The sequence below is a fragment of the Peribacillus sp. NPDC055009 genome, from assembly GCF_053608705.1.
The window spans coordinates 56602-76345 of sequence record NZ_JBSGVZ010000005.1 but is presented as its reverse complement, the minus strand read 5'-3'; the positions used below and the strand labels follow the sequence as shown (position 1 = coordinate 76345).

Below are 19744 nucleotides of genomic sequence, written 5' to 3'. Positions count from 1 at the left end.
ACTGTCCTGGTCAGATGACAATTTTCTAAATTAGACTGATTCCACTGGCTTTTCTGAAGGCTGGACCGATGCACTTTGCTTTTTCATTTCACCGAAGAAATAGCAACCGACGTAGATAAAGCATGCCATCGATACAAGAAATGCTAATTGCATGGAACCGAAGAAATCAGATACAAACCCTTGAACTGCAGGGATGACCGCTCCGCCTACAATAGCCATGACGAGGATTGCTCCTGCCGTTTCTGTATATTTCTTCTCTTTAATAACTTCAAGTGTTTCAGCATAAATCGTCGCCCAGCATGGTCCAAACAGCATGCTGACAGCAACTGCAGCGTACACTGCCGTCATGTTCGGAACAAAAGCCACATACGCAAGAAGAGCTGAACCAATGATGGAGTAGCTAACCAATACCTTAGATGGAGAAAAGCGGGTCATCAAGAAATTGGCTATGAACTTACCTACAAAGAAAGCACTAAAGCTATATACCATAAAGGTTGAAGCTGTACGCTCGTTGATGTCAGGATTTAAATCGAGCGCAAGCCGAATGGTAAATGACCAAACCGTTACTTGCATACCGACGTATAAAAATTGTGCAGCAATTCCGTTCCGGAAGCGTTTGTTTCCACCTAAGTATTTCAGTGTTTCTATGATTCCAGGTGTTTTCCCTGTAACTTTGCTGCTATTCACTTCCGGCTTACAGGACGGGAACTTAGTGAAAATAAACAGTACAAGTATACCGATAAGGACAAAAATCATATATCTGTAGGGTTCTAGAGTATTTTCAAGCATTTTCAATCCAAAAGCCTGTGCCTCCGCAGGAGACATAGTCGCCAATTGCGCCTCAAGACTTGCTCCTTTCTGGAAAACAAGGTATTTCCCAAGTAAAATTCCTGAAATCGCACCAATTGGATAAAATGTTTGGCTAATATTCAATCGAAGAATCGCATACTTGCGCGGGCCAATCATGGAACTATATGTATTTGCAGCTGTCTCAAGAAAACCTAAGCCAATTGCGATGGAAAAAATAGCAAATAAAAACATTGTATAGGTAGCCATATGCGAAGCTGGGTAAAACAATGAGCATCCCACAATATAGAAAAGCAAGCCTGTAATTATGGCAAACTTATAATTAGTTTTCTTTATTACCATTGAAGCAGGTATAGCTATCAGAAAATATCCTCCATAAAAAGCACTCTGTACTAAAGCACTCGCAAAATCACTTAACTCAAACACATGTTTGAACTGTGCAATCAAAATATCGTTCAAACTGGCAGCTACCGCCCATAAAGGAAAAAGCAAAGACAACAGGATAAACTGAAAAAAAGGTGTACGATTCAAATAACCATCTGGCAGCTGAATTATGTTTTGTTTTTTCATTATCTAACATCCCCTTGTGTCTATAGTTTTTTTAAGCGCTTATGCAATTCTTAATCAGAATCAGTATCCATCCAATACTGCTTCACCTTTCATAATCCTCACGCCCGAGCTTGCACCGACACGAGTAGCGCCAGCCTCAGCCATCGACTTCAAATCTTTTAAATCACGAATTCCCCCGGATGCCTTTACACCAGCCTTATCCTTAACAATCTTATGCATTAATGCAACATCCTCTACCGTTGCTCCCCCTGTTGAGAATCCAGTAGATGTTTTCACGAAATCGGCGCCTGCACGAAGTGAAATTTCGCAAGCAAGAACCTTCTCTTCTTCAGTAAGCAGTGATGTTTCGATGATCACTTTGACAAGTGCCCTTGTTTTAACAGCATCAACCACTGCACGAATGTCAGCTTCAACCTCCTCATATTCGCCTGATTTCAATAAACCAATCGCTATGACCATATCCACTTCTTCGGCGCCATTTTGAATAGCATTCTCTGATTCAATCACTTTTACTGCAGTCGTTGACGCTCCTAGAGGAAAACCAATGACTGTACATACCTTCACATCGCTTCCTTTTAGCTTCTCTGCTGCCGTTTTCACCCAGACTGGGTTTACACAAACGGAAGCAAAGCCATATTCTCTAGCTTCTTCACAAAGATTCACTATCTGTTCTTTTGTTGCCTCAGCCTTTAAAAAGGTATGGTCAATCATTTTTGCAGTACTCATTTTAATCTCTCCTCTTTCTCTAGTTAAAATAAAACGCTTTCAATATATAAAAAGGTATCGGGCGACCAGAGGTTAAACTCCTAGTCCCCTTTTCATATAATCAGAATGTATGATCCACTGACCGGCAAGAATCCCTGATTTTAAGCTCTGGAGACAATAGATACTCCCGCTTCGGAAGCTCTCCTTTGAAACAAATCCGCTCATGCAAAAGCATAAAGGCAATCTCTCCTATAGCATTCATTGGCCTTGCAACTACACTAAGTTTCGGGCTCAAAAATGTCGCTATATCCACATCATCAAAACCTATAAATGACACCTCGCTGCCAAGCCTCCAGTTTAAATCGGCCAGTGCTTTCATACAGCCGATAGTCATCATATTGTTGGAAGAAAAAATAGCAGTTGGCCTATCATCAAGCTCAAACAGCTTTTCAGTACACTGATAGCCACTTTGCTCTCCGAAATCTCCATTAATGACATATCGTTCATCCAATTCAATGTTGTAGTCCTCTAGGGCATGTTTATAACCCAAGAACCGTTCTAGCCCAGGGGTCGTGTTCTGTGGACCGCATATAATCGCTATCTTTTCATGCCCCTGAAGAATCAATTGCTGGACAGCCTGATAGGCCCCCTTCTTGTTATCAACAAGAACAGTATCCACTTCAAATTTTTTGATGCTTCGATCAACTGCTACTACAGGAATTCCCTGTTCTTCAAGCAGTTTTAGGTGCTCACCATCTTCATTGGCCGTAGTGATAATCACACCATCCACACCTCGCTCAATAAAATTTCTCACAATCTCTTCCTCGATTTTTGGGGATTCATTTGTACTGCTTAAAATAGTAAAGTATTCTTTTTCACGAGCTTTTTGTTCAATCCCTGCCATAACAAGCGGAAAGAACGGGTTCATAATATCAGGTACAATGACCCCGATTGTATTCGTTTCTTTTCGCTTCATTGTCCTTGCTGCAGCACTGCGAATATAGCCCAGTTCCTCAATGGCCTTTAGAATACGCTCTTCCGTTACTTTCCGAACGCCTCCTTGGTTATTAATGACCCGGGATACAGTTGCAATAGAAACGTTTGCAAGGTTTGCAACATCCTGAATATTTGGCTTTGACTCCATCTTTTAACACCTCAAAATGTAAACGTTTAGATTTTTTTAAAAAAATGAATATAAAACAAGTAAAAATCATAAAATTAATTACATTTAAAATGTAAACGTTTAGATTATTCTTGAAATTAGATTACCAGGTTGTTTGTGTAATAGCAAGTTTTTTTGTATGCGGTTACATGGAATTTTTTTACCAAGTCACTTGGATGATTTACTTTCACGTCTTTTTTACCTTTTCTAGGTTACTTCCTTTTTCCGCTTAGCCCTTTAATTTTCATTCTTTTTTTTATAATGGGTTAAGTTAATCCGCACAAGATGGACCTTTGGGTACTCCCCTTTCCTTCTTTTGCAAAGAAAATGGTATATTATACTTTGACATCAACGGTTTAAGATAAGGAGTGATGAAGTATCCGTAAAAGATGGATCATTTCAACAATAGTTGGGTTATTGCTTATTTGTATAAGTGTAATTGCCTACAATTATTTCGGGAGCGATAAAACTGAAAAAGGGAAAAATGCGGAAGCCAAGGAATCCAAAATTCCTGAGGTGGAGGAATATGGCGGGATCCATCTTAAAAAAGTCGGCGATAAGGTTCGCCAAAAAAATTGGGGATCATTCACATTACTAGAATCGAAGTCTATTAATGAGTCATTTGAATTGGCACCGATGGTCATCACAGTCAAGGATATCCGCAGGATTCAATTATCATCACTCACAGATGAAGCAAAGGAGGAGCTCAAGTCCTATACAGGATTGAGTTTTGAAGAGGCCTATTCGTTATATTATAAAGAGAATTTATCCATGGAGGAAATCGATCAACAGGCGGCGTTGTCTAAAACGGATATCGATGAAGAGTTTTCTTATCTAGAGATAACTTATTCTATTGAAAATAAAGATTCGAAGGAACTTCAGTTCTTCAGCATGGAAAATGTTACTTTCAATGATGACCTTACATATGATGTGCCTTCTAAAAATTTCATCCATTCCGGGGATACTTTTATAGGGACAAAAAAAGTAAGTCGATCAGATTACCAACCAGGAGAATTGAGAAAAGGCACAATTGGTTTATTGGTTGATCCAGAGGCAAAATTAGATCGGCTCGATTCCTTTTCATTCACTACCGATGATATAGCGGATGGTGAGTCTCATGAATTACTGGTGGATGGGACTTCATTTGAAATTCCCCTAAAAGAAAAGTAGTTTTATAGTCTATAAACCCTAAATAAGGGGAACCTCGAAAAAAGGTTTCACTTATTTAAGGTTTCATCTGAACTCACTGATAACTGATATGCTTATCTCTCCCCGGCAATAGGACTCTGCGTTGCTTCCTCCATTAATATTCTGCGCAATATTTTCCCGACAGCTGATTTTGGCAGTTGCTCCCTGAACTCAAAACTTCGCGGCACTTTATATCTGGCCAATCGTTGCATGCAAAACTCCCTGATTTCCTGCTCCGAGACTGACTTACCTTTCTTTAAGACTATAACCGCTTTTATCGTTTCCCCACGGTATGAATCCGGTACTCCATACACACAAGTCTCTTTTACGGCTGGATGCTGATAAATAATATCCTCGACTTCAATTGGATAAACATTATAACCACTTGCAATGATCATATCTTTCTTCCTGCCTACGATATAGAAATATCCGTCTTCATCCATCGTCGCGATATCCCCAGTGTAAAGCCATCCATCTCGCAAAGCTGTTGCCGTTTCCTCTGGATTTTTCCAATATCCCATCATTACTTGCGGACCTTTAATGATCAGTTCGCCTGTTTCTCCTGCTGGCAATTCATCAACACCTGATTTCAGATCGACGATTTTAGCATCGGTATTGGGATACGGAATTCCGATACTTCCTGGTTTTTTCTGTCCTATGACTGGATTGCGGTGGGTAGTGGGAGATGTTTCTGACATTCCAAAACCTTCCAATATGGTAACCCGGAATTTTTTTTCGAACTGATGAATGATTTCTATCGGGAGCGGCGCAGAGCCACAGCTGCAGTACTTAAAGCAACTTAAATCGTCAGCCGTTATATCCGGGTGATTCAGTAAAGCAATATACATGGTCGGGACACCAGGAAAAATGGTTGGCCTATGTGTTCGAATCAAATCCACTACCTTATCTATTTCAAATCTCTCTAATGTGATATAAGTTGATCCGGCATATATGGCACTATTCAATCGTCCATTACCAAACACATGGAATAATGGGGTCAAGCCAAGCATCCGTTCGCCAGGCCTTTGGAGATGAAGTGCATTCGCCGTGAAGGCATAGTCTTGGAATACATTCGAGATCAAATTAAAATGCGTAAGCATGACCCCTTTTGATTTCCCTGTAGTCCCTCCTGTATATTGAAGAACAGCCACAGCCTCCTTGGGGTCGATAGCCAGGGCAGGAAGTTCCTTATCTTTCCTTGATAAATCCGTTCCAGTTTCTATTAATTCCTCGGCAGATATGAACGTTAATCTATCAGAAAAACTTGTTAGCACTAATTTTCCCCTTTGTTCCTCACGCCCAATGAACCAATTGGCTTCTGAATCCCGTAATATATAATCCAATTCACTAGACCGATATAGCGGGTTCACTTGAACGACCATACCTCCCAAACGATGAATGGCATAATAGGCAATGATATATTCTAGACAATTTGGCAGCATGATTGCTATGCGATCGTCTTTTTGAAATCCTCGTTTGTCTAAATTCACAGCAAAACGATCTGAGGCATCCTTTAATTCCATATATGTCATTTCCCGATCCCCATCTATTACGGCTTTGCAGGTTGGGTAAAGTTGGGCTGAACGTTCAAGGAGTCCATATAATGACAATGTTGGAATATCAATTTCAGCAGGAGTTTCTTTCGGATAAAATCCATGCCAAGCTCTAGTCAATTTTTTCACACCTCATTCTTTTCTAGTAAAATGGAGCATAGTCACTTATCAGCCGACTTGATATCCTTGCCTCATTTATCACGAATGATTTTAAAAATTCCTGTGCCCTTTGCAATGATGTTGCCTTCAGTATCTTTTATTTCTCCTTCAGTAAAGGCAATTTTGTATCCTTTTTGAAGGACTTTTGCTTCCGCGAATAGTTCCCCGCTTGATATGCTGGCTAAATAATGTACAGTTAAGCTTGTCGTCACAACTTTAGATTTGGTAACGGAACGAGTCACCATTCCTAGAATGGTATCCAGCATGGTGGCATGAATGCCCCCGTGCAGTGATCCATTAACATTAAGTAAATGTTCTTCAATGTTTAGCTTTATTGTTACATTCCCTTCTTCAAACTGAATGATTTCAAACCCTATATGTGAAAAGAATGCACTACTTTCGAATTGATTCCGAATATCCTCCACTTCAACTGGCAATCTTTCTCCCCCTCACTTATGCGCGATACAACTTATATACGGAAAGGAGCAGAAACGTATAGGGTTTCCACTCCTTTATCGTTGGCCTAAATCGTTTCAATCATGATAGCCATTCCCTGTCCGCCGCCAACACAAAGTGTAGCAACTCCATATCTTTCTTTCCTGCGAATCAGTTCATGAATTAGCGTTGTCACGATCCTTGCGCCCGTCGATCCGACTGGGTGCCCAAGTGCAATGGCGCCTCCGTTTACATTCACCTTGTTTTCATCTAGCGATAAATCCCTGATTACTGCCAATGCTTGTGAAGCGAACGCTTCATTTAATTCGAAAAGCCCAATTTCTTCAACTTTTTTCCCGGTGCGCTCCATAAGTTTTCCAACGGCTGGTACTGGACCAATTCCCATCACTTCAGGAGAAACTCCGGCAGTCGCCCAATCGACGATCTTTGCGATTGGCTGTACTTGCAACCGTTCCGCTTCACTGGCCTTCATTAATACCAATGCAGCTGCCCCGTCATTACGGCCACAAGCATTCCCTGCAGTGACGGTTCCGTTTTCCCTGAATGCCGGTTTTAAGCTTGCAAGCTTTTCCATTGTGGTATCGGGGCGTGGATATTCATCCGTTTCAATTGTAACCGTACCCTTCCTGTCAGAGACCTGGACAGGAACGATCTCATCCTTGAACTTTCCTTCTTTTATCGCTTGCGCCGCTCTTCGTTGACTTTCCACTGAAAAGGCATCTTGTTCTTCCCTGGAAATGTTGTATCGCTGTGCGACATTTTCAGCGGTAATTCCCATCCCTAAACTTTTTCCATAAATTTCTTGAGGCTGCTGTCCAGCTTCAGTATTAGAATCCACTAGCCTTGTCCGGTCTCCCCCAAAACGGGCACTTCTTAAATAAAGCGGTGCGCGGCTCATGCTTTCCGTACCGCCGGCAACGACTATATTTGCTTGACCTGAGCTTATTTGCTGTGCTGCTGAGGTGATGGCCTGCATTCCGGATGCACATAAGCGGTTTACCGTAAAAGCCGGTGCCGAATCGGGAATTCCTGAGCGCAGTGCTGCAACTCTGGCTACATTCGAGGATTCGGTCGTTTGCCTAACCTCCCCGAAAATGACTTCATCCACTTGTTCAGCTGCAATATTCGCCCTCTTGATCGCTTCTTTAATGGCAATGCTCGCCAAATGACCGGAACTGATCTCTTTAAATGCTCCACCGTACCTTCCAATTGGTGTTCGTACAGCACTCACGATCACGATATCTTCTCCCATTTCGTTCCTCCCCCTTAAAATCCGGATACCTGGGCAAAAGAGAACCTGCCCGAAAAAAACAGTAAACACTTAACACTCTTCCAAGACATTCCTAGCAATGATTAAACGTTGGATTTCATTCGTTCCTTCATATATCTTCGTAATGCGGGCATCCCTATAAAAACGTTCAACTGGATATTCGGCCATATATCCCATTCCTCCATGAATTTGAACCGCTTTATCCGCCACCCGATTAAAAACGTCTGAAGCGAACAATTTTGCCATTGATGCTTCCTTGATCACTTTTTTTCCTTCATCAATCTTTTGTGCCGCCATCATCGTCAATGCCCTTGCGGCTTCCGTTTCGGTTGCCATATCAGCAAGCATCCATTGGATCGCTTGGTTGTCTGCGATTGGTTTACCGAATTGAATGCGCTCTTTTGCATATTTGGCTGATAATTCAATTAATTTACCGCTTGACCCCACTGCTCTTGCAGCCAAACCTACACGCCCTTCACCTAAAATTTTCAGGGCAGAGATATATCCCATTCCGACTTCGCCGATAACATTTTCTTCAGGTATGATACAATCCTCGAAAATGACCTGTGAGGTATATGATCCCCTCAACCCCATTTTTTTGTCCTTTTTGCCGACAGTCAAACCGGGAAAATCTCTTTCTACTAAAAAAGCGGTAATCCCCCCCTTTGCCCCTTTATCTTTATCCGTTAGAGCGAATACTGTATAAACATCAGCAATCGGCCCATTCGTGATGAAATGTTTCGTCCCGTTCATCACCCAGTAATCACCCTTCTTTTCTGCACTTGTTGCCAAATTGGTTGCATCCGATCCCGCTCCGGGTTCAGATAAAGCAAAGGCACCAATTTTCGTGCCTGCTGCCATTTCTGGCAAGTATTTATTTTTCAAATGTTCGGATGCAAGCTTAACCAAACCTGTACTTCCAATCCCGGTGTGAGCGCTTATTAAAGAAACAAAACCATTATGGGTCCTTCCTAACTGCTCTAATACGGTAGCTTTTCCCACCGAATTTAAGCCAATTCCACCGTATTGTTCGGGAATGCTTATCCCGAATAAGCCAAGGTCTTTTGCTTTTTCCACCAAATGCTCAGGGATGGCATCTTCTTCTTCAATTTGTAAGGCGTAGGGCTCCACTTCCCTTTCAACAAAATTACGGATCATTTCCTTCATTTGCTGCATTTCCTTAGTTAAAGTGATTGTCATGAGTTTATTCCTCCTTAGGTCTGTTCATGTATAGCAGCCATTGTACAAATTTTCTTAATAGGGCATATAGAGCTGAATGCTGTGTCATCTAACCATTTAACGGAATTCAATGTATTCTGCTAAACACACTTACAAAATCAAGCTTCACGTTCAATTATCGTAGCAATTCCCTGTCCGCCTCCAATGCAAGCCGTAATAAGAGCAAACCTTCCGGCAGAACGCTTCAATTCATAAACCGCTTTCGTAATGAGGATGGCACCCGTCGCACCTAGTGGGTGTCCATGTGCTATGGCTCCCCCATTCACATTCACTCTGACGGGATTCATATCAAGCTCCCGATTGCAAGCAATGACTTGAGCAGCGAATGCTTCATTAATTTCAATGATGTCCATTTCATTTAAGGAAAGCCCTGATTTCTCCATTACCTTTCTTATAGCGGGAACAGGTCCTATTCCCATATAATTTGGATCTACCCCTGCAACGGCCTGTGCCCTGATCGTCGCTAAAGGCTTAATCCCCAATTCCACCGCTTTTTCCCTCGACATGATGACCAATGCTGATGCTGCATCATTCAATCCCGAACTATTGCCTGCAGTCACGGACCCGCCTTCTAAAAACGCAGGCGATAATTTGGCTAGCCCTTCTTTCGTTATTTGCGGTCGTGGATGTTCATCCAATTTAAATTCAATATCGTCACCTTTTCTGACGGGAATGTAAATAGGCGCAATTTGCTCATTGAAACGGCCCTCTTCCACGGCTCTGGCCATATTTTTTTGGCTTTGTAGAGCGAATTCATCTTGTTCTTCCCTGCTGACCTCATATTTTTCCGCTAAGTTTTCAGCAGTGATTCCCATCGGGGGATCGCCGATCGCCTTCGGGGACAACCGTGACTTTCTGAACTGTGGCGGCTTTGCACTGTATGCTTTTTCCGTACGATCCATCAAGTATGGCGCCCTGCTCATGCTCTCGACCCCACCGGTGATATAGACATCTCCTTCGCCAGCCCGGATCGCTTGTGCAGCCAAGTTGACAGCATTTATTCCCGAGCCGCATTGACGATCGACAGTCAGTCCCGGAAGATGAATTGAGAGGCCAGTTTCCAGTGCAGTTAACCTGGCAATGTTTCCACCCCCGCTTAACACATTCCCCATGATTACATCATCTATCATTCGAGGTTCGACATTCGCTCGTTTCAAGGCTTCTTTCATCACTTCTGCTCCAAATACATGGGCAGGAACCGATGCAAGTGCACCTCCCTGCTTTCCAATTGCTGTTCGAACTGCAGAAACTATGACGGCTTCTCTATTCATGTCCCATCCGCTCCTTTTCCTTTTATTCACTCCATTATTTGAAGGCATTCCTTCTCTTCACTAGTTTCATTGAATGTAAGCAGGTTCGACCCTGCTTATGAGGACTTAAGGTCAAAATTATCAGAACTTTTATTTTTAAGTTTCCCGGCCGGTTTAACGAATATGGCAAACAGGATGCCAAAAGCCAGGACAAGGATGGCCATGAACAATATCGATAGATTATAACCCAATAGTTGATTTCCTCCAGCTAGACTTATGATATAGCCAGTTAATAGAGGTGCAACAATTCCCGCTAGATTTCCTGATGATGTTAAGATGCTTGTCATCAATCCCCCCCGCTCCTGCATTTCATTGATCATGATCGTTGGTCCGATCGGTAAAATGGCATATGTAAGGCCCTTTGCTAAACACATGGCGACTATCACCCAGATTGGATTTTGAAATACCATGATTGAGGAAAAGAACAATGCACCAAGAATCATGGCGCCCGCGACGACGAATACCCTTGATGATCGCCAATTCTGATTCTTCTTGAATAAATGATCGGACGCCATCGAAACACCCATATAAATACATACGGAAACGATTCCGATTACCGCAACACTTGTTCCCATTTGACCTGGAGTCATTTTTACGGCTTCCACTAAATAAATCGGGAGCCAAACTGAAAACCAAACAACTAAAATATATGTTGAAAAATAAGCTAGTGTAGTAAACAAAGCAGTAGGTGAGGCCAGTAGCAGTAAAAAGTCTTTCACTTTTATTTTTTCAAGTTTTTGTTTCTTTTTCTTTTGTACGTTTTCATATACTTCAACTGGATTTTCCTTTGTTAAAAATTGAAAGAAGAAGAACCAAACAAGGCTTGCTGCACCAAGTGCTGCAAAGGCAACCTTCCAGCCGAATATCGTAATTAAGGAAACGAGGATCGGTGCCACGATCATCGCACCAACGGTCCCTCCGCCAACCACCACCGAATTGGCAAAGCCTTTCAGTTTCGGCGGAAACCACTTATCGGCATGACTGTAAGCAATCGGGCTATAAGGCCCTTCGAATGCTCCCAGCAAAATCCTGTATAGAATTAATAATGGAAGTGCGGTGATGGCTAAGACCCCAAATTGCAAAACGGTCCATGTCAGCATGATGAATCCCAGTACCTTTTTAGCCCCCAGCCGATCGGCCCATGCTGCCCCAAAAATCCCTGTTACTGGGTAGAGCCAATAATAACTGCTTCCAACAAGACCCCACTCCGCATAGGTAAGATCGAATTCCTTCATGATGGGAACAGCTGCGAGACCTACGATCGATTTATCTGCAAAATTGATGACGGCTCCAAAGAATAATAGAATGAGAACAACCCAACGCATATGAATCCCTCCTCTTCATTATTTTTGTTCACAATCTGGCATGCCTTCCAACTTAAGCTTCAACTTATATGTTGGAACCACATTCCCCCCCCTTTCAATCCTTTTCTAATTCCTCTTTAACTAACAATCTTTTTAAAAGTTTTCCCACTGTATTTCGCGGAAGTTCTTGTCTCAATTCAAATACTTTTGGTACCTTATAAGGCGTCAATTGGGAATAACAATATCCTTCTATTTCTTCAAGATCCACGGAAGCGCTTTCTTTAGGTACGATGAATGCTTTTACTATTTCGCCTTTTTCTTTATGGGGGATGCCCACCACAGCTGCCTCTTTAACTGCCGGATGTTCATACAGAACCCCTTCTACCTCCTGCGGGTAAATATTGAATCCGCCGACGATGATCATTTCTTTTTTCCTGCCGACAATATAGAAATAACCTTCGTCATCCATCACAGCAAGATCGCCAGTATATAACCAGTCATTCTGTAAGGCCTTTTTGGTTTCGGCTTCGTTATTCCAATAACCCTTCATGATTTGCGGACCTTTTATGAGCAACTCCCCAACGCATGTGTTAGGCACTTCATTATTTTCATCGTCAATGATCATACAGTCAGTGCCTGGAAAAGGGATGCCAATGCTTCCTATTTTCCTTTTTCCGAAAGGCGGATTACGATGAGTGGATGGTGAGGCCTCCGACAAACCGAAACCCTCTCCGATTTTGGCACCGGTCAGCTCCTCGAATCGCTTAATTACTTCAACTGGCAGGGGCGCCGATCCACAAGAACAACTTTTTAAACAATTCAGTCCATAGTTTTCAATTCCAGGATGATTGACAAATGCATTATACATTTTTGGAACTCCTGGAAAGAATGTCGGACGATGCTTTTTTATTTTTGCAAGTACTTCTTCAAGTTCGAATTTAGGAAATAAGAGGATGGCAGCTCCAATATAGATACCTAGATTCATTGCACTTGTCATGGCATAAACATGGTAAAGGGGCGTAGCTGCCAAAACGATTTCTTCGCCAGGTTTCAAGGAATCCCCATACATTTCAAAGCTCTGCACGACATTGGAGGTTAAATTATGGTGAGTGAGCATGACACCCTTCATTTTCCCAGTGGTGCCGCCAGTATATTGGATGACTGCAGTATCTTCATGCGGGTTTATCATTACGGGCTTCTTAATGGCGTCACCGGTCTTAATCATCGTTTGAAGGGAATAAGAGCCGTTTTGATCTTTTTCCGTATCAATGCAAACATCAAATTCAAATATCGCTTTCGTTTCTTCGATTGTAACTGCGGCCGTATTGTCAAATACGATATTCTTTGTATTTGAGTCTATTAAAATTTGCAATAGTTCCCGCGGTTTATACATGGGATTAATTTGTACAACCAACAGGCCTAGTGCCTGGGCAGCGTAATAACTGATAATGAAATAAGGATGGTTGGCCATCATCAGACCAATTCGTTCACCTTTAACAAAGCCCATTTCTCTCCATTTACCAGCAAGTTTGTCTACCTGCAATTTTAAATTCTTATAATCCATTGACTGGTCTTCATAAATGATGGCTGTATGGTGTGGAAACTTACTTGCTGTTATATCAAGCAGTGAATAGACGGATATTTCCGGTAGCTTCATAGATTTCATACTTTCAACATACCATTGCTCCCATGGTTTATTTATCGTTTTTCGCACCATTATCCCTCCACACATAAACGAATTTCATATCGTGCATGTTTATTTTATACTTATATGATTATGCAACTTGCATGCCAAGTCCTACTTTTGTGTAAAATCGCTTAGTATCAAAAACATTCAATTCATTAATGAATTTTATTAGCATATAATGCCTTTCTATAGGGGATTCATCGAAATGCCAATAATTCATTTTTGAATTTTAACAGGCTCTTATTGGTTTTCTAACGATTTTAAAAAGTAGGTTTTTTCCATATTATAGATTATAACTACTTACAAATCGTGATTTAGACCTTATCCATGCTGTATTAAATGAAAAGCCCATCCAGCTAAGGATGGGCAAGTGTAATATTTATTTAAACTTTGCTTACGAGTGTATTAAATAAAAAAATCTATAGACTCAATCTCCATTCCAAGACTTTTTAGCGTATGCACATTCGCAGACTGATTTTTCCAGCGCTGAATCCAAGACTCACCCAAGCCACATAACTGGTTCAATCGATCGGACCATCCTGTTAAGACCTAATATCTCGTTCTTTCACTTTTAGTATCTCTCTTAGCGTATGTTTGATGAACAATTCATATAAACTATGTGTCGATTAAGTAAAGGGGCTGCCGCAGCAACCCCGTTGTTTAACGAAAGCTCCCTCAAATCCTCTGGATATAGAGTGTTTTTTTGTGAATAATAAGATAATCATCACTTATGACCTTTACCAAGATTATCTGTTTTTCAATTTTACCAATTGAGAGAGTGATTGTTTTTCTGTTATGATTTACTTGTAAAGTCATAATATAACCTTGTTAATCATAACCTACTCAACATTATTTGGTTATGTATTACATAAAATTTGAAATTTGTCGGGATGAGTGATAAGGAAATGAATAATCAAAAAACACCTCAAACACCTGATTCTAATGTTAAAAGACTGGATCAGTCTGACCTTTCTCTAGCTGTTCGTTCATTTTTATCTAATTTAGATGTAAATGGAGAGTCACGATTGCCACAACGTGCTTATCTAGCTGTTCGACATGCGATTCGCCACCTTCAATTGCCGCCTGGACAGACTGTACTAGAGAGGGAAATGGCAGAAATCCTGGGCATGAGCAGGACACCTGTACGTGAATCACTTGTCCGTTTGGAAACGGAAGGCTGGGTACGGCTCATACCGCGTCGTGGTTTTATTGTTGCACCACTTGTAGCAGATGATCTTCAACAGATTTATGAAGTGGTGGAAGCGCTCGATGGTGTTGCTGGCAGACTCGCTACCGGTCGTGCTACTCACCAAGAGTTAAACCAACTTGAACATCTGATTGAAGAACAAGAAAAGGCACTAGAACTAAACGATCTACTTGCATGGACAGAACTCGATGATCAATTTCATAATTATATTGTTGATTTAGCTCAAAACCCACGCCTAAGAGGGATTGTTGATAGTCAGTCTGACCAACTCTATCGCGCACGCTTATACACAATTGGGCTTCGACCAAAGCCAACACGATCAGTGACTGAACATAAGGCGATTTTAGCAGTAATGCGAGCAGGAGAGCCTGAAGCTGTACGAACTATGTTGCAATCTCATCGCTATAGAGCGCGTAACGAAATTCTAGATGCTCTTCAATCTATGCCTCCATTACCGGAAGAAACGGGAAATAACGAGACTTTTCCATGATTTAGACAGTCGTACTTAATATTGATAAATCAGTTTTGATATTTGGTTTATCATCATAAACTAACCCATTATGGAAATTCCATAATATTAAAAAAGGCTGTAGTTGATTTCTGTGAAATCTCTACAGCCTTAATTTATTAATAATGATAGATTTTTACTCCATAACTTACTTGATGAATCTTACTTGTTTACTGATTAACTCATATTGTTCTTCCTTCTTTTTATTGAACTCCACCTTATTTTCTTCAAAGATGTTATTTCCTTCTGTATCAATGGAAACGATAAGAGGACCGAACTCATTCACTTCACATACCCAAAGAGATTCTGGCATCCCAAGGTCTTTCCAGTGTACTTCTCTGATCTGTTCAACCTTTGTTGCCGCATAAACTGCATTTCCGGCTGGATAGACGAGATGCAGCGCTTTATGATTCTTGCATCCTTCTTCAGTGTTCTTCCCCATTCCACCTTTTCCAACAATAAGTTTAACACCTGTTTCTTCGATAAATTCCTTTTCGAATTTTTCCATTCTCATACTCGTTGTTGGACCAATAGAAACAATTTCGTACTGTTCCTTTCCAAGATCTCTAACAATGGGACCTGCGTGAAATATGGCTTTGCCCTTAAGATCTACAGGTAAAGGGATCTTCTCTTCTATAAGTCTCCTGTGGGCAACATCTCTGCAAGTAACCAGTGTACCTGATAGGTAGATAATGTCTCCAATTCTTATGTCCTTAAGATCCTCATCTTTTATAGGTGTGGTTAATACTTTTTTACTCATAGTGTTACCCCCTCGTGAGTACTAATTTCATAGTTCAAATTACTGTCAAAGGTGATCTTTCCTCTTCTATGGGACCAGCACCCTGTATTAATTGCCACACCAATAGTAGAAGGATGCCTTGCCGTATTCACAACATTTACACCCATGACAGATTTAGATCCCTTAAGCCCCTGAGGTCCAAGGCCAATTGCGTTAATTCCATCTTCAAGAAGCTTTTCCATCTTAGCAGCATTTTCATTTTCATTACGACTTCCAACAGGTCTCATAAGAGCTTTTTTAGAGTTCATAGCTGCTGTTTCTACAGAAGTACCAACGCCTACACCAACAAGAAGTGGAGGACAGGCATTAATTCCATAACTAGTCATCCGATCGAGAACAAACTTTACCACACCTTCATAGCCTTCACCCGGCATTAGAACCGTCGCGACTCCAGGAAGGGTACAACCTCCTCCTGCCATATAAGTATAGATTTCCACTTTATCACTGTCTTCTGCAATTTCCCAGAAGATGCTTGGTGAACCGTCACCGATGTTCTTTCCTGTATTGTACTCATCAAATGTTTCTACAGAATTGTGTCGCAATGGAGTTTCTTGAGTTGACTTATACACACTATCCCTCAGAATACTATCTAACTGTCCAATCAGGGGGAAGTTCTGTCCGCACTTAACAAAAAACTGGAGAACACCTGTATCCTGACATGAAGGTCTCTTTAACTCATAAGCCAGCTTTTGATTATCAAACATGGTTTTGTAAATGATTTTTGCAAGCTTATTATCTTCCTCTTCACTTAGTTCTTTCAGTTTATTTTCCACATCATCGGGAAGTTTGTAGCTGACAAGGGAGACAAACCTTGCCATCAAATCAGTCATCTTTTCTTTTTGCTGTAACTTTTCCATAATAACACTCATAATAACTCTCCTTTTTTTATCTTTAATATTTTGTGTAGAAAGAGAAGAAAATCGGTAACTGTCTTCAAAGCTCAATGTAAGAATATTCCGACATCAAAACTCCGGCTCCAGCTATATCAATTGCTAAGTAAAGCTTTTCTAAATCCCTTAGCATCCACCATATGCCCATTTTCGATATACCCACAACCTCAAAGGGAGGAATCAAATTTCTTCATCAGGGATAGATGCGAAAAAAGGTTTTTCCTTCATTGCTAGCTCTCCTACCACTATTCACATCTCTTGCATGTGAACCAGAGTAATGTAAATATCTTATGAGCTAATTATTAAATAACGTATACATTAAAGTCAATGTTTTTATTTCATATTATTAAAATTAATTTCCGGGTAAAAACGTAACTTCTCCAATATATTATGTATTTTCTACATTATTTTATAAATCTCATATTAAAAAGGTTGAATATTCTAAAAATTTAGTTGACATTAACGTATACATTAACATACAATCAAATTTAGAAATACAAGGAGTGATATTATTGGTTGCGCTTTTAAACAAAATTTCCATTTGTAATCATTCTTAATCTGGAGAACTTAGATTTTAGAAAAAAGTCCTGTCACTCAAAGATTAAAGAAATGGGGGTGTACGTAAAAAAAGAGAACGTTTAATAACATTGCCCTACCAATGTATTCTCCTACATCCACGATTTGTTTTTTCGTATTATCATAAGTGATGAACATTTTTGTATACGCTTCCATTGCTAGCGAGTTAGTTTCATCAAATAAATGAAAAAGAACCTAGAACCTCATTTAAAGTTGGCCCTTCTGATAAGGTTCTGGATAAAAGATAAATATATTCAAAGCTTAATTTCGTAGTCATATACTTAACTATTTAAAATTACAAAAAACTTAGGTTCATACTTTATACGGGAGCTGGTTTGTATGTTAACATTCCTAGCATTATTAATGATCATTGTATTCATTGTACTTCTCTCAAAAAATAAATTATCTGTTTTCGGGGCATTAACAATTATTCCATTTGTCTTTGGAGCAATTGCAACCTTTGTAACGGGCGCTTCCTTTTTGGATCTGTTTGAATGGATTAAAGAAGGTATTTTATTTAGTGTAGATGAAGAAACAGGAAAGGTTTCTACTGGGGTTATTTCACCTGCTATCGTTATCTTATTTGCGGTGTTGTATTTTGGTTTAATGCTTAATGTCGGTTTGTTTGACCCTTTATGTGAATTCTTTATAAAAAAAGCAAAAGGGGACCCATTGAAAGTTACAATGGCAACCGTTTTAACTGCGACAGTAGTCACTATGAATGGTGATACTACTACAACTATTATCATTTGTGTTGCTGCTTTCCTTCAACTTTATAAACAAATGAATATTAAGCTAATTTATTTAGCAGTAATTATCGTTACCCCTATTGGAATTTTTAATCAGTTACCATGGGGAGGCCCAACAATTGCTGCAAGCACAGCAATGGGTGTAAGTATTAGCGAATTGTTTAAAGATTTATTGCCAGGAATGCTAGTTGCTGAAGTATTTGCAATTTTTATGGCTTATTTTATCGGAATAAAAGAAAGAAAACGCTTAAACTTTGATCCTAAGACAGCTAAAGATATTTCTCCAGAGCAATTGGAAAGTATGTTAAACGCTATTCGTCTAAAAGATCCTGAATTAAAGCGACCTAAACTATATGCTTTTAATTTGATTTTAACGCTAGCTATTTTAGTTATGCTTGTGATGGATGTTGCACATGGCGGTGTTTTATTTGGTATAGGTGCAGCAATTGCCCTTACGGTAAACTATAAGTCTACAAGTCTTATTAATAAACGAATTGATGACTTAGCGGCAGATGCTTTAGCACCAGCTTTGGCAACCTTGGCTGCCGGGGTTTTCTCTGGCGTTTTAACAGGTAGCGGGATGTCAACCGCTTTAGCAACATCTATTACAGCTATGATCCCAGAATCACTAGGCTCAAATATGGCACCAATCTACGCATTAATTGCAGCACCTGCAATTACATTTTTACCGCAAGATGCTTTCTATTTTGGGATTGCCGGCGTTATGTCAGATGTTATGGGCCAATATGGAATTTCTGCTAGCGAAGCAGCTGTAGCTTCCATGGTGGGACAAGCATTCCGTCTAATTTCACCAGTTATTCCAGCTCTATATATGTTAGTTGATTCTACGGAGACAAACTTTATAGACTTTCAAATAAAGTATGTAATTTATGCTTGGCCCATCATACTTATATACCTAGTTGTTTATACATTAACCGGGGCATTGCCGATATAGAAAAAAGTCCTTATAAGAGCTTGATTGAAACAAATATCTTCCATTTCACTGCAACACAAATATACGCAGAATGTACATACACAAGAATAAAAGCATTCTTTCAAAATCTTGTCACTGCTACTGAATATAAGGCTTGTTTATTGAAAAGATGTAAAAGGATTACACAAATTAGTCAGGACTAATTTGTGTAATCCTTTTTTCAAAGCAAAATTCCCCTAAAAGTTACGACGCGAATCACTAGATTACTATTTACAGGAAGGATTTCGTTGATTTTTTTGCCATTAGCATTACATTCTAACTATATATCTAGTGAATCCATAATAAACTAAGTTTCAACTTGATAAATTCCAAAAGTGAACAGTGGGATTTCAGAAATATACGGTTCTGCTGAATTTATAACATAGTTTGCTTAAGAGGAAACAGATCGAGTATCTTCAGAATCGTTATTATTTTTGGTGAATTATATAAAAAATACATTTAATATGAAATTTGTAGTTGTATTAACTTTAATAGCATGATCGATCAACTTGATTCTTTATAAAAAAATTACCAACTCAATTAAAATTGGTCATCACTTTTTTATTGAATTCCTTCTACTTTTTGATTCTCCTTTATACCCACATACCCATCGTTCCTTTGCATTGGGTGGC

General features: G+C 40.1%; 15 protein-coding genes. 3 read left to right on the top strand and 12 right to left on the bottom strand.

The genetic code is table 11. The features are described 5' to 3' along the window. Positions 1–30: 30 nt before the first annotated feature. From fucP to ACWF5P_RS10280, 3 genes are all read right to left on the bottom strand, one after another. Complete coding sequence (fucP, locus tag ACWF5P_RS10290; protein WP_137018013.1) at positions 31–1377, bottom strand: L-fucose:H+ symporter permease; 1347 nt, start codon at positions 1375–1377, stop codon at positions 31–33. Between the two features lie 60 nt (positions 1378–1437). Further along, the gene (deoC, locus tag ACWF5P_RS10285; protein ID WP_410200452.1) at positions 1438–2103 is read right to left on the bottom strand and encodes a deoxyribose-phosphate aldolase; all 666 of its coding nucleotides are present in this window, start codon (positions 2101–2103) and stop codon (positions 1438–1440) included. 100 nt (positions 2104–2203) lie between these two features. Beyond that, positions 2204–3226, bottom strand: a complete 1023-nt coding sequence (locus tag ACWF5P_RS10280; protein ID WP_434169288.1) for a substrate-binding domain-containing protein — start codon at positions 3224–3226, stop codon at positions 2204–2206. Between the two features lie 435 nt (positions 3227–3661). On the opposite strand from ACWF5P_RS10280, the gene ACWF5P_RS10275 reads away from it, so the two are divergent. Then, entirely contained in the window at positions 3662–4414 is a 753-nt protein-coding gene (locus tag ACWF5P_RS10275) for a hypothetical protein (protein ID WP_434169287.1), read from the top strand. 92 nt (positions 4415–4506) lie between these two features. Here ACWF5P_RS10275 and ACWF5P_RS10270 read toward each other — a convergent pair whose 3' ends face one another. The 7 genes from ACWF5P_RS10270 to ACWF5P_RS10240 form a co-directional block, all read right to left on the bottom strand. Further along, positions 4507–6114, bottom strand: coding sequence for an AMP-binding protein (locus ACWF5P_RS10270; RefSeq protein WP_434169286.1), 1608 nt, complete (start codon positions 6112–6114; stop codon positions 4507–4509). Between the two features lie 62 nt (positions 6115–6176). Then, entirely contained in the window at positions 6177–6581 is a 405-nt protein-coding gene (locus tag ACWF5P_RS10265) for a hotdog fold thioesterase (protein WP_434169285.1), read from the bottom strand. Between the two features lie 86 nt (positions 6582–6667). Further along, a complete protein-coding gene (locus ACWF5P_RS10260) occupies positions 6668–7852 on the bottom strand; it encodes an acetyl-CoA C-acyltransferase (RefSeq protein ID WP_434169284.1) in 1185 nt (394 codons plus the stop codon). A 69-nt stretch (positions 7853–7921) separates the two neighbouring features. Next, entirely contained in the window at positions 7922–9070 is a 1149-nt protein-coding gene (locus ACWF5P_RS10255) for an acyl-CoA dehydrogenase family protein (RefSeq protein ID WP_230176518.1), read from the bottom strand. Between the two features lie 137 nt (positions 9071–9207). Next, entirely contained in the window at positions 9208–10380 is a 1173-nt protein-coding gene (locus ACWF5P_RS10250) for an acetyl-CoA C-acyltransferase (protein WP_434169283.1), read from the bottom strand. A gap of 95 nt (positions 10381–10475) precedes the next feature. Then, positions 10476–11744 (bottom strand): MFS transporter, encoded by a 1269-nt coding sequence (locus ACWF5P_RS10245; protein WP_452444834.1) that lies wholly within the window; start codon positions 11742–11744, stop codon positions 10476–10478. A 94-nt stretch (positions 11745–11838) separates the two neighbouring features. After that, the gene (locus ACWF5P_RS10240) at positions 11839–13437 is read right to left on the bottom strand and encodes a long-chain-fatty-acid--CoA ligase (protein WP_452444833.1); all 1599 of its coding nucleotides are present in this window, start codon (positions 13435–13437) and stop codon (positions 11839–11841) included. Positions 13438–14315: 878 nt separating this feature from the next. Between ACWF5P_RS10240 and ACWF5P_RS10235 the strand changes: the two genes are divergently transcribed. Further along, entirely contained in the window at positions 14316–15107 is a 792-nt protein-coding gene (locus tag ACWF5P_RS10235; RefSeq protein ID WP_137024611.1) for a GntR family transcriptional regulator, read from the top strand. 166 nt (positions 15108–15273) lie between these two features. Here ACWF5P_RS10235 and ttdB read toward each other — a convergent pair whose 3' ends face one another. Continuing rightward, positions 15274–15885, bottom strand: a complete 612-nt coding sequence (gene ttdB / locus ACWF5P_RS10230) for a L(+)-tartrate dehydratase subunit beta (RefSeq protein ID WP_101221665.1) — start codon at positions 15883–15885, stop codon at positions 15274–15276. Continuing rightward, complete coding sequence (ttdA, locus tag ACWF5P_RS10225; protein ID WP_230176523.1) at positions 15882–16793, bottom strand: L(+)-tartrate dehydratase subunit alpha; 912 nt, start codon at positions 16791–16793, stop codon at positions 15882–15884. Before ttdA ends, ttdB begins: the two co-directional genes overlap by 4 nt. A 936-nt stretch (positions 16794–17729) precedes the next feature. On the opposite strand from ttdA, the gene ACWF5P_RS10220 reads away from it, so the two are divergent. Further along, entirely contained in the window at positions 17730–19094 is a 1365-nt protein-coding gene (locus tag ACWF5P_RS10220; protein ID WP_402942134.1) for a citrate:proton symporter, read from the top strand. Positions 19095–19744: the final 650 nt, after the last annotated feature.